Consider the following 14,997-nt stretch of genomic DNA (forward strand, 5'->3'; position numbering starts at 1 on the left):
ACATACATCTTGAAAGGAGTAAACGAATGCCAATCATTGAGCAGGACGACACAATTATTAATTATCAACTCTCCAGAAGAACCAACATTAATTTTACAAAGATTTATGTAGATGATTTAAACGGCGTTCACGTAACAGCTGCTGCAAATAAGGATCAAGTTAAGGTAGAAGCCTTCTTACGAAAAAAAGCTTCCTGGATCCAGGAGAAGTGGAGGGAGACTCATCCTGATCTCTATGAGATTGACACGATAACGGAGGATGAGAACAGAAAAATTGCCTATTTAGGCCGTCATTACCAGTTGGTAAAGAAAGAAAATGCTCTTGAGCTGAGCTTTCAGTTTCAGAAAGGAAAGTTTCTCTTCCTGTATCCGAAAACTATGAGCAGGGATGAGCGGACTTATGAATTAAAAAGGCTTCTCCACAAGTGGCTGTTCGAAAAAGCTGAAGAAAAGCTTCCGGCGGAGGTTGAACAGGATCAAACACGTTTAGGTAAAAAAGAAGAAGACAGTATTCATCTCAATTGGAGAGTCGTTCAAAGAAATAAATCTTCGATCGCTTCAATTATTGAAGACTTAAAGAAAGAAAAAGTTTGTTAATGAGATCAACGAGTTCCTAATAAAATCGACTGACTAATTTTGAGAGAGTGGGCATCCAGCCTTTACTCTCTTTTTATTCATAAAAAAGACTGTCAAGCCAATGCTGACAGTCTTCCTATTACGATCATCCGAAAAATGTTTGATAAAGTAAGAATAGATTTAAAATAATGATCAAGATGGCAATTAACCAGGAGATTACCGTCGTCCCCTTTCGATTGACTAACTGCCCCATTAATTTTTTCCTGCTTGTAAACATAATCAAGGGAATCAGGGCAAAAGCAATGCCAAAGGAAAGAATCACCTGACTCATTACGAGAGCATAGGTGGGGTTCACTCCTGAAATAATAATTGCTAGTGGAGGCAGCATCGTAATGAACCTCCGTAAATAAATAGGAATCCTTCTTCTTATATACCCTTGCATGATCACATCACCAGACATCGTCCCCACCGAAGAACTGGATAAGCCCGCTGATAATAGACCTACGCCAAAAAGAATGGCTGCCCCTGGGCTTAATAGGACCTCGAAATTGTGAAAGGCCACATCTAAATCAGCAATTACGATCCCATTCGTATTAAACAGTGCACTGGCAACTACCAGCATGCTTGCGTTAATCAAGCCTGCAATAATCATAGCAATAAGAATGTCCACAAACTCAAACTTAAAGATTTTCACCTTTTCCTGTTCTGTTTCTCCGACGATTCTTCTCTGTGTTAGTGCCGAATGCAAGTAGATCGCGTGAGGCATAACAGTCGCCCCCAAAATCCCTGCCGCTAAAAGGACACTGCTTACTCCGTCGAACTTAGGAACAAACAGTCCTTTCATTAAAGGAGCTGCTTCTGGCTGTGAAAAAAACACTTGAACTCCGAAGGCGATCACTACAATAAATACCATTCCGGTAATCACTGCTTCCAAAGGACGGACACCTTTACGCTGTAATTCCAATATTAAGAAAGAAGCAGCAGCAGTAATCAGTGCTGACGGGAGCATAGGAATTCCAAAAATTAAATATAAACCTAATGCAGCACCGATAAATTCTGCTAAATCTGTGGCCATAACAATTAATTCTCCCTGAATCCACAAACCGATGGACGCCCATTTAGGAAAATGGTCCCTTGCTACTTCAGGAAGATTCTGTCCAGTTGCAATTCCAAGCTTTGCCGACAGTGATTGAATGAGTATGGCCATTAGATTCGAGGCAAAAATGACCCAGAGCAGCATATAGCCAAATTTGGATCCTGCTTGAATATTTGTCGCAAAGTTTCCCGGATCTATATAGGCCACCGCTGCTATAAATGCAGGGCCAAGGAATGGAAGCAATCGTTTAAGACCTTTTTTCTTTCCTAAGGCTTGTTCAAAACTCTTCGAATGAAGGGTTTTTTCATTACCTAATAGTTCGTTTCCCGTCTGAGTAGTTGTCATTGATTTATCCACGAATAACCCCCCTGCATTTTCCTCTTGTCGAAATTTTTGCCCTAGAGAAAAATACATTACTGTGCCCAATGTAGGACAATTTTTTACAAACGTCAACTTTTATGATTGATCATTGTTAAGCGATGTGAGCTTAGTTCTTTAACCTACATGAATTAGTTAATAACTCCTCTTTTTCATTTCCTGAATCAATATTATTTGAGGCCTTAAATTCTCTCCTTTATACTATTGTTAATATCTGTCACTTACATACAGAGGAGGATGCATTTATGTCTCAAGAAGTCCAAGAATCGAATTTTAAAGTTGGTGCTTACCCATTTTTTAAAGACCTCCGTAAAACTGAACCTGTCTATCCTTTATCTAAGGAAGACGGAAATACGACTTGGATTGTTACCCAGTATGAAGATGTTCTGTCCCTGTTGAAAAAACCGAGCTTTATTAAAGATCAGTCCAAGTTATTCTCCCAGCAGGAGGAAGATGAAACCCCGCTGGAAGTGAAAGTGTTTCAAAATATGATGCTTGACGTTGATCCGCCAGACCATCGAAGACTAAGGAAACTTGTGCAGCCTCATTTTAATCCGAAAACCATCCGCAAGTTAGAACCACGAATCCTCGATATTGCAGATGATTTAATTAATGAAATGAGAAAAAAAGATGGCCCGGTGGATTTAATTGATGATTTTGCCTTTCCTCTGCCTATCATTGTCATTAGTGAATTACTTGGAGTTCCTGTTGAGGATAGAGATAAGTTCAGGCAATGGTCAAATACGATTGTTTCCGCCGCTGACAATACACAGGAGGATTTCGCAGCAGATATCAACGATTTCATTCATTATTTAGACATATTATTTGAAGAGAGACAAGCCGATCCGAGAGAGGACCTTATCTCTAAATTATTACAAACTCGAGAAGAAGGTGATTTGTTAAGTAATGACGAGCTTTATTCCATGATCGTACTTTTAATTATCGCCGGTCATGAAACGACAGTTAATCTTATTGGCAACGGAATGCTTGCTTTGTTTGAACATCCGGAGGAACTGGATAAATTAATTAATGACTTATCACTGACAGAAACGGCTGTTGAAGAATGCCTTCGTTACTACAGCCCCGTTGACTTCTCTACGGCCCGCTGGGCGGAAGAAGAGTTAACTTTACGGGGCCGAACTATTAAACGCGGCGACCTTGTCTTAGCCTCTCTTTCATCGGCGAATCGAGACGAGAAGAAATTTGATAATCCTGATGAATTTGATATTACGAGAAAGCCTAATTCTCACATTGCCTTTGGTTATGGTATTCATTTTTGCCTGGGAGCTCCGCTCGCTCGTCTGGAAGGTAAGATTGCTTTCCAAAAACTGCTTACCGCTTTTCCCCATATTAAATTAGCTGAAAAGCGGCCTGAATGGAGAAATATGTTCCTGTTAAGAGGACTGAAACAACTCTTAATCAAACTTAACACCGAAAGTGTTACTAACTAACTCAATTGCTAAGGTTAAGGTACAGAATTAAACAAATGTCCATTATGAGACAAAGATGAATAAATGGCTTTGACTATGTCCTCCACCTCCCTGAAAATAGTGACTCCTGTACATAAGGCTGTCTGTAACTATTAAAAGTGGGATCTGTTAATCAAGCAGACTAGCTATTTTCAAATTAATTTACTAAAATCGCAGAATTTTTTTGAGTTTTACCTACATTGTGTGTTAGAATTCCTAACATAAGGGAAGAACAGATTCCCGATCCACATACTTGTTGGGTAAATTACTAAAAAAAGGAAAAGGTGAGGTAACTTAATGGGCTATTCGAAGGAGCAAATCAAACAAGAGGTTCAAGAAAGAAATGTAGAATTCATTTTACTAGAATTCACAGATATGCTTGGGGACACAAAAAACGTGGAACTACCTATCGATGAATTAGATATGGTACTCAATAACGAAGCAATGTTTGACAGCTCTTCTATATCAGGATTCACAGCCATTCAGGAAAGTGACATGTATTTAGTACCAGACTTGGATACATTTTTAGTCCTTCCTGCAATTGTAGATGAAGATCAAGCAGCTCGCTTTATTTGTGATATTTATAAACCGGACGGAACTCCTTTTGAAGGGGACCCTCGTTATATATTGAAAAGAGCGATGCAAGAAGCTTCTGATATGGGTTACACTGTAAACGTTGGTCCAGAACCAGAATTTTTCTTGTTTAAGTTAAATGCAGACGGCTATCCTGCGCGGCAAATGAACGACCACGGGGGATATTTTGATTCTTCTCCAATGGATAAAGGAGATAAAGTGCGCCGGGATATCGTTCGCACCCTGAAGAAGTACGGCTTTGAAATGGAAGCTTCACACCACGAAGTTGCCAAAGGGCAGCATGAAATTAATTTCCGTTTTGACAATATGTTAAAAACCGCTGATAACATTCAAACGTTTAAAAACGTCGTTAAAGACATTGCAACTAATCATGAGTATCATGCCACTTTTATGCCAAAACCATTTTCCGGAGAGAACGGTTCTGGAATGCACTGCCACTTATCTCTTTTTAAAGACGGAGACAGCGCCTTTTATGATGAAGATGCAGAAGATGGCGTATCGATAACCATGAAGCAGTTCATCGCTGGAATTCTTCACCACGCTAGTGGTATTGCAGCTATTACTAACCCTAACGTTAATTCTTATAAGCGTCTTGTACCTGGTTATGAAGCACCAGTAAGTGTGGCATGGTCCCACTCAAACCGCAGCTGTATGGTCCGCGTACCAACCACCCGCGGGAAGGGAACACGCTTTGAGGTCCGCAATCCTGACCCAACCGCTAACCCATACCTTACACTTGCTGTATTAATTCAGGCTGGACTTGAAGGTATCCGCAATGAACTCGATGCAGGGAAAGATGAAACTCGTAATTTATACGAGGTTACCGATGACAGCGTACCTACCCTGCCAACGAACTTAAAAGAAGCAGTCAAAGCTTTGAAGAAGGATACCGTTCTTATGAATGCACTCGGTGATCATACTTCCCAGGCTTATATTGAACATAAAGAAGAAGAATGGACGCAATATTCTCTTCAAGTCAGCTCATGGGAAATCGACCAATATATGAATAAGTAAAAGTACTAAGAGAGCACCCTGTTCTATACAGGGTGCTCTAAGCTTGTAGAGAAACTCCTTGTTATTCTACAAATTTTATTCTTACCGAAAAGAGCTATGACCCCTTCCCTTTCCGGGGACGAGCACCCGAGTTTCCTCTCGAAACCCACATTCGGCAATCTCGGTTCACTCGTTCCTCCGCAGGAGTGGAAGGGACCTCGCTCCTTGGTATGCTTTAAAGACAAAAAAAGACTCTCCTTCACCTAGTTCACCCAAGAGAGTCTTCTTTTCGGTAAATCCTCTTCCCTTCGTTGAATATATGGTTTAAATGAATCTCCTCTTTGCTCATTTCTTTATATTCAGCTACCCATACCTCGTTTACTTTCTAATCATATACTTGTAATAAAAGATTTGTTTGGAGGTCAATAAAGTGAACGACGAAAGCCGACGAGGTTTATTCCCGGGATTCTGTGTCTTTCCAGGATATAAGTATTGTGGACCTGGGTGCAGCGGTCCGGGAGAACCAGTCAATGCCGTAGATGCTGCCTGTAAAGAACATGATGAGTGTTACCGCCAATACGGCCCATCCTGTTATTGCGATCAGCAATTCTTAAGACAACTGGATTTGTTGCGCAATCCATACACGGAAGAAGGCAGGCATGCCCAAATCATTTATAGATATATGAGACTGCAATCGTTTTTTACTTGCGGTTTTTAAACCATATTTATTAAGGAAGCTTCCCCTACAGCTTCTCCCTTCGCCTGCCTCTTCCCCTTCATTCTTCCCTCTTTTCCTTTTGGAAAGAAAGCAAAAAACAATACTCCACAAAAAAGAAAAAGCAGCACGGCTGGCTGCTGTTCTCTCGTTAGTTAAGTGCTTCCCCTTTACCTAAAAGAATTTTCATTTGATTATTTTCATTACCGACAGGATACTTAACTTTATATTTTTTTGTATTGACTTCCCCTTGTTTCGTTTCCTCAGCCGTAATAAATGCAGTGACTTCGACATGGTCGTCTTTAGGGTCCGCAATGATGTTATCAATACTCACGGACAATGTATTGTTATAACCAGCCCTGAATTCTTCATAACTCTTCGTACTCTGCCATTCACTTCCAATTAAGGAGTAGGCGGTGACAAAATCTCCCTGGTTTATACTCGTATAAAAGTATTGCACAAGATAAGTAGCTTCTTCTGCGGGGGAAGAGGCTTCCGGCTGATCCGATGTTCCTGAAGCCAGCTCAGGAAACTGCGGCAGTGATTTCATCGGAGTTTCTGACCAGTTTTTGACTAACGATAACACTTCCACAATGGGAATACTGAAACCAATATTCTCTTTGCCTAATTTAGCTGAGTTTATACCGATGACTTCCCCTGTTTTTTCTTCAATAAGCGGCCCGCCACTGTTTCCTGGCGAAATTGGAGCAGAAATCTGATAGACATTCTCATACTTGAACGGCTTCAAATTAAAGCTGCGGTTTAATCCACTGACCTCTCCGCTAGTGACTGTATTCTGTAAGCCTAAAGGGCTTCCAAGCGCCAATACTTGGTCGAGAAGTTCAGCCTTTTCCTCCGTTTGCAACGGAAGAGGATCCTTTCCCTTCAACCCTGGCACTCGAACAACAGCCACATCTGTGTCAGGGCTGGTTCCAATGACATTTCCGGTTAGTTTCTTGGAATCTACTGTAATGACCGTCACTTTTTTATGATTGGCCACCACATGGGCATTCGTAATGATGTCACCTTTTTTGTTATACAGAAAACCAGAACCTATCGTTCCATCATCTAATTTGATCTGCACAACCTTCTTTTGGGACTGAAAAATAATATCCTTTGTTTTGGGAACCTTTTCCTCGCCCTTTCCGTCTTCCGTTGGTTCATCTAAAACCGCTTCGGCAGCCAGTTTATCTGGAACAGTGTGCATGAAATATAAACTGCCTGCAACACCTGCCCCTAGAATGAAAATAGTCAGAACAAGGCTGACGATCCACGAACGGTTCACAGGACATCCTCCTATTCTACATACCATTCTACATTGGTAATTTTCACAGATAAGTCGCCATCTACACCATAGATGTCCTTTTCAAACTCCCCTTTATCTCTAGGATTTAAATACATAGGATAGATTTGAGTGGACCCTGACTTTACGACTTTTTCCTTCTTATTCAAGAGATCGTAACTGATTTTCACCGAGCTTACGATTTTCGTAGCAACGCTTTCCACTTCACCGTTAAGCTTTACTTGGTGGTCTTTGTTCTTGGAAAGCTTTACATTTAGAATTTTTATGGCGTCATTTTTATTTTTCAAGTCTTCCTCTGCTGCCTGCTGCATCGCACGCTCTATACGTTCTTCCTGGGCCTGCTCGAAGGCACTCTTTTCTTTTATTACTCTTTCCTTCAGCTTTACAAGCTTTTCATGATTAGCCACGTATTGCAGACTCCGATCCACTACATTCACAGCTTCAGTAAACTGCTTGTCATCGATCGCCTTTTCAGCTTTGTCTGTCGCAATCGCGACTATCTTTGTTGAAATTTTCTGACGGACTTTCCCTGCTTCTTCCAGGTTTAATCCCGAAAGTTTATCTAATTTTGCAGCTAATTCATCTATTGTATGTAACTGGTTTAATTCATTACTTATTTCTTTTACAGTAATTCTAGAATCCAAATCATTGATTCTAGGACTCAATGTACCTAACAACCGGCTTTTTTGATTGACTACTTGATTCTGAATAGTTGCCAGGCTCTCTTTTGCATCCTGCAGACGATTATCTTTAATATACCCTTTAACTAGGTCAAGATCGTTATTCATAGCCATCGCTGAACGTATGCTGCTGAGTTCCTGCTGCAAAGCTTCATGTTCCGGGCGTTTTTCAACAACTTCAGCCATCAGCGCTTCAGATTGCTCATATTTGCCATTAAGGGCAAGTTCATCAGCCTGCTGCTTAGATGCAAGTACTTTTTCATTGACATGAAGTTCATGATAATAGGTATAAGATACTGCCGCAATGGAGAGGAGAAGAGCTAAGAAGGGAAGCAGATAGGTCCAAATTTTTTTTGGTTTATTTATGTAATCCAACGGTTCATCTACTAAACTGGCACCACAGTTGGAGCAAAAACGAGAAGTATCTTCCACCGGGTTCCCGCAGTTGTTACAATTGTTCACGGGACCGTCCTCCTTTTTACACATCGAATGGAAAAAGATGGGTTTCTTTTCCTTTTTTTCAATCATTATTATAGCATGATTTATCATTCAATCGACAGGGGTTTTCAGAAATCCGACAATAAATTATTTTTCCCTTCATTTTTCTTGTAACCATGTCATTCGCACGACCATCTAATCGATAAAAACATACAATAGTCTTATATAGATTGAGAGGAGTGTCGTGATGAAGAGTCGTCCTGGACGCACACAGTCTAATAACGGGCAGCAAAAACCTGCTCGACGCACCTGTTGTGGTTCAAAAAGAAAGGGAACCTCAAAGTAAGTCCATACTATTAAAAAAGCCGCCTCAATTAAGCGGCTTTTTCAGCGGAATTTTATCCCTGTCAGCTTTTTATCCTGCTGTTTTTTACTTATTAAACAAAATTATCCTATTTTTCCAAATAGTTTTTTTGATTCATCTTTGTCACATTTTGTCCATCTAAATACATAATTGTATAAATGAGTCTAATGTAATAATCTTGTAACTGAAATGTAGCTGTTATGTATTTGAGTGTCTATATGAATGCTTGTTATACTCCTTCCAGTACTACTTTTGAAGGAGGCAAAAACGGTTATGAAGAAATCATCTATTTTATTTTTCACTCTCCTATTTTATATAGCCGGCGTCTTCGGTCATGGTTCTCAGCAAAACTCTACAGTATCAGCTGTTGAACTGGCAGAAAGCGACCAGACGCCTATTGCCATACAAAAAATGGACGTCAAATCTTTGAAACTTGCTAAAAGAAAAGAAGAACACAAGCGGTTTGAAGAAAAGAAGAAAAAAGCAGCTAAGAAAACTGAGAATAACAACGAAGTCAAACGCACGGTAAATGTAGAGGCTACTGCTTATACCGCTTTTTGTGAAGGATGCAGCGGGACAACTTATACAGGAATTAATCTACGGAAAAATCCAAAGCAGAAGGTTATTGCTGTGGACCCAGATGTGATCCCTCTCGGCTCTAAGGTGCGCGTTCCTGGTTACGGAGTGGCGATAGCAGGAGATATTGGATCAGATATTCAAGGTCACCGCATCGACTGCTTCATTCCGAAGCACGGCAATGCCATGAAATTTGGACGAAGACAAGTAAAAGTAGAAATTTTAGAATCTTAATAGACAGGCCCGGCTCTTAAAGAGCCGGGCCTGTCTATTACTCCCTAGAGAAACGTGTTTGTTTCGCGCAGCCATCTAAATAAAAGCTTTCGACACTATCGGTATGAAGACCGACTCCGTCTTCAAGGAACCACCATTCTCCTTTATCTAACTGCTTCACAATAAATTCAGACGCTTCCCTGGCACTCATTTCTTCACTTAATTCCATCTCATGACTAACTACTCGTGTACTGTGGACCAAAAAGACGACCTTCCAGCTTTTTCTCATTTCACTCATACGATTCGTTCACCATCCTTCAAGCATTTTAGTTGAATGTACCCGTGAAAAATAACATTTAATCCTCATTTATTATGCCCAAATAAAAAGAACTAACCGCAAAGGTAATGCGGTCAGCTCTTCTCTTCATTATTATGTAGGGGGAGGTGCGCCAGATGTTCGCCAAGCTGTTCTTCGATCTGATTTTATACATAAATTGAAAAACCAACGAGTGAAGATAAGGCAAACGACAGGTATAAGACATCCCTCCAATTAATTATTAAATCATCCTGTCTACACTTAAAGTTTACCAACTTGTCCGAAGAAATAGTGTTAAATCTCTGTAAATAGTGAAAGGCTTATTCTAATTTATGCCATTAACCCGTTTTTATGAATGAAAAGCTCCAGATCCTACCGCACCAACTCTCGTTCAAACAAAAGAGTTTACAACTAACCAATGATGGTTTACGATAAGATACGTTATAAATCTGAGTAAACTAATCGGAATGAGGAGGTATAAATAGATGGCTCAATCAGCTGTTAAGAATTTGCATAAAGAAGCACCTGAAGAACAAGCCTTTACTAATAGAGAATCATTAAAACCTGTACAAAAGCCTTTAGTTATAGCTGGAATTGCTGCAGCAATTCTCCTGTTTTTGATTATTACTTCCACAGCCTCAATGACTCAAGGCGTTCTTTTTCTTATTGGACTTGCTTTTGGGCTGGCTTTGCTGCACGCACGTTTTGGTTTCACCTCTGCATTTAGACGACTGCTTTCTGTAGGGAATGTTCAAGGATTGCAATCTCACATGGTAATGCTGGCCGTTGCTTCCACTTTATTTGCCATCATTCTTTCTACCGGTTTCAGCTTTACAGGTCAAACGCCGTCTGGTTATGTTTTTCCTGTAGGATTAAGCGTTGTTGCCGGCTCTTTTATGTTTGGAATCGGAATGCAAATGGGCTCTGGATGTGCTTCTGGAACACTTTATACGGTAGGCGGCGGAAAGAGTTCTATGCTGCTTACTCTGCTAGGGTTTATCGGCGGTTCTGTTTTAGGAGCCTATCAAATTGGATTTTGGCGTGACCTCCCAACTCTTCCTGCCATTTCTTTAGCGGAAACGACAGGACTTGGCTATTTCGGGGCTGGGTTTTACAAATGTTGATTTTCATCGGCATTTATGCCATTACAGTTAAAGTTGCCCGGAAAACCAATCCGCCGAGGATGAAACCTCTGGCAACTACATCTGGTTTTAAAAAGCTATGGCGCGGGGCATGGCCCCTTCTTGTGGCTGCAGTTGTTCTCGGCATATTAAACGCTGTTACACTCACCGTACGCGGCAAACCGTGGGGAATTACCTCAGCTTTTGCCTTATGGGGTTCCCAATTTCTTGATTTATTTGGTGTAGACGTCGCCAGCTGGCAATATTGGCAGGGCAATACTGAAGCTCTAAATACCTCTGTCCTTGCAGATTCTACAAGTGTAATGAACTTCGGGATCATTCTTGGGGCATTTATTGCCGCGTCCTTCCAGGGAGATTTTAAGCCCGGAAAAATCAAACCAGGAATAGGAATTGCTGCTATTATCGGCGGAGGCTTAATGGGGTACGGTGCCCGTCTAGCCTTTGGATGTAACATCGGCGCATATTTCGGTGGAATTGCTTCCTTCAGCCTTCACGGCTGGGTATGGATGATAATGGCATTGCTTGGTTCATTTCTCGCTCTGTTCATTCGTCCATTATTTGGTCTTAATAATCCGGATCCTAGAGACTCCATATGCTAGATTTAAAAAGCGGATGCCTTGTAGGCATCCGCTTCTTTTTATTGAATAATTTTCGCTTTATACTTACGATTTCTCGGTCCATCAAATTCACAAAAATACAGTCCCTGCCACGTACCAAGGACTAAACTGCCCTTTTCAATAATGAGTGTCTGAGCATGACCGACTGTACTCGTCTTCATATGGGCAGCTGTATTGCCTTCCCCGTGTAAGTCTTTCTGATCTGCCCACGGATAGATCTCTGAAAACCTGCGCAGCATATCTGTTTTAACATCCGGATCAGCATTTTCATTTACGGTAAGACCGGCTGTGGTATGCATAGAAGTCACAACGACAATACCATCCTTCACCCCTTGTTCTTTAATCCACCCTTCGACTTCAGAGGTTACATCTACCATTTGGTCATGATGATCGGTTCTTAATTCAAAAGTTTTCATCATTGGAACATAACTCCTTTAGCTTTGTGAAGCTGCATAATCTTTGAGCGTTTCGTAGGTATCGATTTCTTTTTGAAAATACACTGGATCCCTCGTAAATTTCCAAGTTCCTTCATGAATATTTACCTCAATCGCTGCTTGATAAACATACGTACCATTCCCTCTTAATTGAATGGAGTATTCATCACGTTCCTTTTCCACCAGGCAGTTGACTAAGCCACCTTTATTCATCACTACAATCGGTGTATGAAGATCATTAGAAGTAAGAATCGTAGAAACTAAGGAAGAAGCAGACATAGCTGTACCACAAGCATTAGTTAAACCTACTCCCCGTTCATAAGTCTGGACAAATATTTTGTTCTTTGCCAGGCTTTTAACAAAGCTTACGTTTACTCCGTTCGGAAATACTTGAGGCAGGTTATTCGCTTTTTGTCCGATTGCATAAAGTTCTTTTTCATCATAACTATCCAACATGGCCACAATGTGAGGATTAGGTACGCTTAGTGCTGTAAATGTCATTTCTTCCGATAGCTCAGGAATGCTTACGTCTACAGCGGTAGAATTTTCAAAATCCATTGGCAAAGTATCTACGTTGAAGGAGACTGGCTCAATGGCTACTGAAAACGTATCGATACCTGGATAAATCTCCTCTACTTGTGCAACTTGAAGTACCGCTTTATCGGTTTCAATTTTGACAGGTGAGCTCCCCGTCTTTTCAATGATATGGCGCGCTACACAACGGAGACCATTTCCGCACATTTCTGCCTCCGTGCCATCAGAGTTGAACATTCTCATACGTGCAGCAGCTTTGTCACTGGGAAGTACAAATAAAATTCCATCAGATCCAATCCCGTTCATTCTGTTGGGCAGAACTAATGAAAGTTTCTTCCTCTCTTCTTCTGTAAAGGAATAATGATGTTTCATCTCATCAATAAGTATAAAATCATTGCCGGAACCGTGGCATTTAATAATTTCAATATTCATTCATACATTCTCTCCTTCGCTCCCTGTCTATTTTTCATCATAGCACACCTCTTCTTTTTCAGGCTAAAGAAACACCACCATTCGTTTTGAATGGTGGTGTTTAAGCAGCCCGCCTTTTCATAAGCCAAAGGAAATAAGGAGCCCCTATGAGTGCGACAAGTATCCCTGAGGGAATTTCATTAGGAGCAAGCAAGGTTCGGCTGAATAAATCTGCGACTACAAGAAGCAGTCCCCCAATCAACATCGTAACCGGCAGAAGCTTTTGATGTAGATTCCCAACTAACAGCCTTGCCAGGTGAGGAGCGATTAGACCAACAAACCCGATCGATCCAACAGCTGCTACACTGCAGGCAGCAAGTAGTGTAGCAAATAATGCCATTTGGAATCGAATGGACCTTACGTTCATGCCAAGACCTTTGGCGGTTTCATCACCTAACGACAACACATCCAGTGTTTTTATATAAAAGGCCAGAAATGGAATCAGAATCACTACCGGCCAAATTAAGAATTGGAGCAGCTGCTCCCATCCTTTCGCATAAGTCGTCCCAGAAAGCCAAGTAAGGGCAGATGCCACCCCTAAATCCGACTGCACGACCATGATCTGAATAAATGCGGAACCAAAGGCTGAAATGCCAATCCCTAGCAAAGCAAGAATCGTAGGATTAAATTCAGCTTTTGCTCCAAGCGCCATGACTAAGAGAAAAAAGACAAAGGCTCCGATCATTGCTCCAATTGGAACGAACAAAGCAGAGACATGAAAAACATACATCATAGTCAAAGCTCCAACCCCTGCACCGGAAGTGATACCAATAACGGAAGGGTCTGCAAGCGGGTTTCTAAGAACCCCTTGAAAGACCAGACCACTGACCGCTAGAATGGCGCCACTGAATAACGCTACCAACGAGCGCGGCAATCTGAGACTAAAAATAAAGTTACGCGTAAATTCATTTGTATTCCCAGCTATAGCATCAAATGTCAGTAAAGGTTCAAAGCCATAGTTCCCGCTTGAAATACTGACAAAAATAACGAGCAGTATAGCTAAAGAAGTCAGTGGAATAATGGCTTTAAAAGAAAGCTTATTATACACATGACCCGCCATAATTGTTCCAGGCTCTTCTTTTGAAGCATCTTTCTTCATCCTTAAAACCAGCCAAATCAGCCAGGGAGCTCCGATGAGCGCCGTTACTGCGCCAACAGGAAGCTCAGAAAAAGATGGGTCAATGATTCTGGCAAAGATATCAGCCATTAAGAGCACATTTCCTCCCCAAAGAAAAGACCCTAACAAAAGCGGTATGTGGCTGCGAAAACCTAGCAGCTTTATAATATGGGGAGCTACTAAACCGACAAACCCGATCGGCCCGACTATACTTACAGTGATTGAAGTTAACAATACAGCAGCAAGAATACTGATCAATTTGACGATTTGGACGTTCTGGCCTAAAGCAGTTGCCACGTCATCCCCTAAAGTGAGCGTATTCAGTTTTCCAGATAAGAAGAGAATGACCACCATTCCTCCGAGGATAAGCGGAAAAGAAAATTGTACACCGCTCCAATTATTCTGGACAAGGGTACCTGATCCCCATAAAAACAATCCCTGTGTTTCGTTTTCGTAAAAGATTTGCAGAACAGAGGTTAATGAAGAAAATAAGAAAGTAACAATCATCCCTGCCAGTACCATTCTTACTGGAGTAGCACTGCTGGCTCCTGAGAGCAGGTAAACGACCATAAACGTAAGTACACCACCTACGAAAGCTGTCCCAATTCCATTAGCCACGTTTAGAAACGGAAAGAAAATAGTCGTCAGGACTACTGCGAAATAAGTACCGGAGTGGATACCAAGCGTACTCGCTGATGAAAGCGGGTTTTTTGTGACCGTTTGTAATACAGCCCCGGATACCGCCAAAGCTCCCCCGCTAAGATCCCCATAATTGCTCTCGGCATCCGAAGAATTCTCACGGTATGATGTGCAAGGGTGTCTTTAGGGGCAAAAATCGCTTCCAACACCGTTGGAAAGGATAGTTGAACGTTTCCCTGATTGATGTGAATAAATGATAAAATGCACAATAGTGCGGCTCCACCACCAAAGGTGAAAACCGCGACCATTGTGCTTTTAAGTGACGATTTCATA

Annotated in this window: 11 protein-coding genes and 2 pseudogenes; 6 read left to right on the forward strand and 7 right to left on the reverse strand. The window is 41.3% G+C overall.

The features are described from left to right. The first annotated feature begins 26 nt into the window (after nucleotides 1-26). Nucleotides 27-596, forward strand: coding sequence for a YgjP-like metallopeptidase domain-containing protein (locus MUN89_RS15300; protein WP_244708639.1), 570 nt, complete (start codon nucleotides 27-29; stop codon nucleotides 594-596). Between the two features lie 124 nt (nucleotides 597-720). Here the strand turns inward: MUN89_RS15300 and MUN89_RS15305 are convergent, their stop codons facing one another. Further along, on the reverse strand, nucleotides 721-2,028 hold the full coding sequence (locus MUN89_RS15305; RefSeq protein ID WP_396266031.1) for an Nramp family divalent metal transporter: 1,308 nt from the start codon (nucleotides 2,026-2,028) through the stop codon (nucleotides 721-723). A 266-nt stretch (nucleotides 2,029-2,294) separates the two neighbouring features. Here MUN89_RS15305 and MUN89_RS15310 point away from each other — a divergent pair, with 266 nt between their 5' ends. The 3 genes from MUN89_RS15310 to MUN89_RS15320 all read left to right on the forward strand — a co-directional run bounded on the left by MUN89_RS15310 (nucleotide 2,295) and on the right by MUN89_RS15320 (nucleotide 5,823). Beyond that, nucleotides 2,295-3,500 (forward strand): cytochrome P450 family protein, encoded by a 1,206-nt coding sequence (locus MUN89_RS15310; RefSeq protein WP_244708640.1) that lies wholly within the window; start codon nucleotides 2,295-2,297, stop codon nucleotides 3,498-3,500. A 315-nt stretch (nucleotides 3,501-3,815) separates the two neighbouring features. Then, entirely contained in the window at nucleotides 3,816-5,126 is a 1,311-nt protein-coding gene (glnA, locus tag MUN89_RS15315) for a type I glutamate--ammonia ligase (RefSeq protein WP_244708641.1), read from the forward strand. 409 nt (nucleotides 5,127-5,535) lie between these two features. Further along, nucleotides 5,536-5,823: a phospholipase gene (locus MUN89_RS15320; protein ID WP_244708642.1), complete on the forward strand. Its 288-nt coding sequence runs from the start codon at nucleotides 5,536-5,538 to the stop codon at nucleotides 5,821-5,823. A gap of 148 nt (nucleotides 5,824-5,971) precedes the next feature. Here MUN89_RS15320 and MUN89_RS15325 read toward each other — a convergent pair whose 3' ends face one another. Both MUN89_RS15325 and MUN89_RS15330 read right to left on the reverse strand, forming a co-directional pair. Next, the gene (locus MUN89_RS15325) at nucleotides 5,972-7,105 is read right to left on the reverse strand and encodes a S1C family serine protease (RefSeq protein WP_244708643.1); all 1,134 of its coding nucleotides are present in this window, start codon (nucleotides 7,103-7,105) and stop codon (nucleotides 5,972-5,974) included. A gap of 11 nt (nucleotides 7,106-7,116) precedes the next feature. After that, nucleotides 7,117-8,265 (reverse strand): zinc ribbon domain-containing protein, encoded by a 1,149-nt coding sequence (locus tag MUN89_RS15330; RefSeq protein ID WP_244708644.1) that lies wholly within the window; start codon nucleotides 8,263-8,265, stop codon nucleotides 7,117-7,119. A 613-nt stretch (nucleotides 8,266-8,878) separates the two neighbouring features. Here MUN89_RS15330 and MUN89_RS15335 point away from each other — a divergent pair. Further along, on the forward strand, nucleotides 8,879-9,415 hold the full coding sequence (locus MUN89_RS15335; protein ID WP_244708645.1) for a 3D domain-containing protein: 537 nt from the start codon (nucleotides 8,879-8,881) through the stop codon (nucleotides 9,413-9,415). 37 nt (nucleotides 9,416-9,452) lie between these two features. Here MUN89_RS15335 and MUN89_RS15340 read toward each other — a convergent pair whose 3' ends face one another. Next, nucleotides 9,453-9,692, reverse strand: coding sequence for a hypothetical protein (locus MUN89_RS15340; protein ID WP_244708646.1), 240 nt, complete (start codon nucleotides 9,690-9,692; stop codon nucleotides 9,453-9,455). A gap of 503 nt (nucleotides 9,693-10,195) precedes the next feature. Between MUN89_RS15340 and MUN89_RS15345 the strand changes: the two are divergent. Then, nucleotides 10,196-11,451: pseudogene (locus tag MUN89_RS15345) on the forward strand (YeeE/YedE family protein). 38 nt (nucleotides 11,452-11,489) lie between these two features. Here MUN89_RS15345 and MUN89_RS15350 read toward each other — a convergent pair. The 3 genes and pseudogenes from MUN89_RS15350 to MUN89_RS15360 form a co-directional block, all read right to left on the reverse strand. Next, a complete protein-coding gene (locus MUN89_RS15350) occupies nucleotides 11,490-11,888 on the reverse strand; it encodes a secondary thiamine-phosphate synthase enzyme YjbQ (RefSeq protein ID WP_244708647.1) in 399 nt (132 codons plus the stop codon). 15 nt (nucleotides 11,889-11,903) lie between these two features. Beyond that, nucleotides 11,904-12,869: a diaminopimelate epimerase gene (gene dapF / locus MUN89_RS15355; protein WP_244708648.1), complete on the reverse strand. Its 966-nt coding sequence runs from the start codon at nucleotides 12,867-12,869 to the stop codon at nucleotides 11,904-11,906. 100 nt (nucleotides 12,870-12,969) lie between these two features. After that, nucleotides 12,970-14,996: pseudogene (locus MUN89_RS15360) on the reverse strand (iron ABC transporter permease). Nucleotide 14,997 lies beyond the last annotated feature (1 nt).

The organism is Halobacillus salinarum (genome assembly GCF_022919095.1).
Lineage (GTDB): Bacteria > Bacillota > Bacilli > Bacillales > Halobacillaceae > Halobacillus_B > Halobacillus_B salinarum.

Excerpts from the sequence above, each read along its gene's own strand:
- MUN89_RS15310 (WP_244708640.1), top strand. The coding sequence starts at position 2,295 with ATGTCTCAAGAAGTCCAAGAATCGAATTTTAAAGTTGGTGCTTACCCA.
- MUN89_RS15300 (WP_244708639.1), top strand. The coding sequence starts at position 27 with ATGCCAATCATTGAGCAGGACGACACAATTATTAATTATCAACTCTCC.
- glnA (WP_244708641.1), top strand. The coding sequence starts at position 3,816 with ATGGGCTATTCGAAGGAGCAAATCAAACAAGAGGTTCAAGAAAGAAAT.
- dapF (WP_244708648.1), bottom strand. The coding sequence starts at position 12,869 with ATGAATATTGAAATTATTAAATGCCACGGTTCCGGCAATGATTTTATA.
- MUN89_RS15335 (WP_244708645.1), top strand. The coding sequence starts at position 8,879 with ATGAAGAAATCATCTATTTTATTTTTCACTCTCCTATTTTATATAGCC.
- MUN89_RS15350 (WP_244708647.1), bottom strand. The coding sequence starts at position 11,888 with ATGATGAAAACTTTTGAATTAAGAACCGATCATCATGACCAAATGGTA.
- MUN89_RS15340 (WP_244708646.1), bottom strand. The coding sequence starts at position 9,692 with ATGAGTGAAATGAGAAAAAGCTGGAAGGTCGTCTTTTTGGTCCACAGT.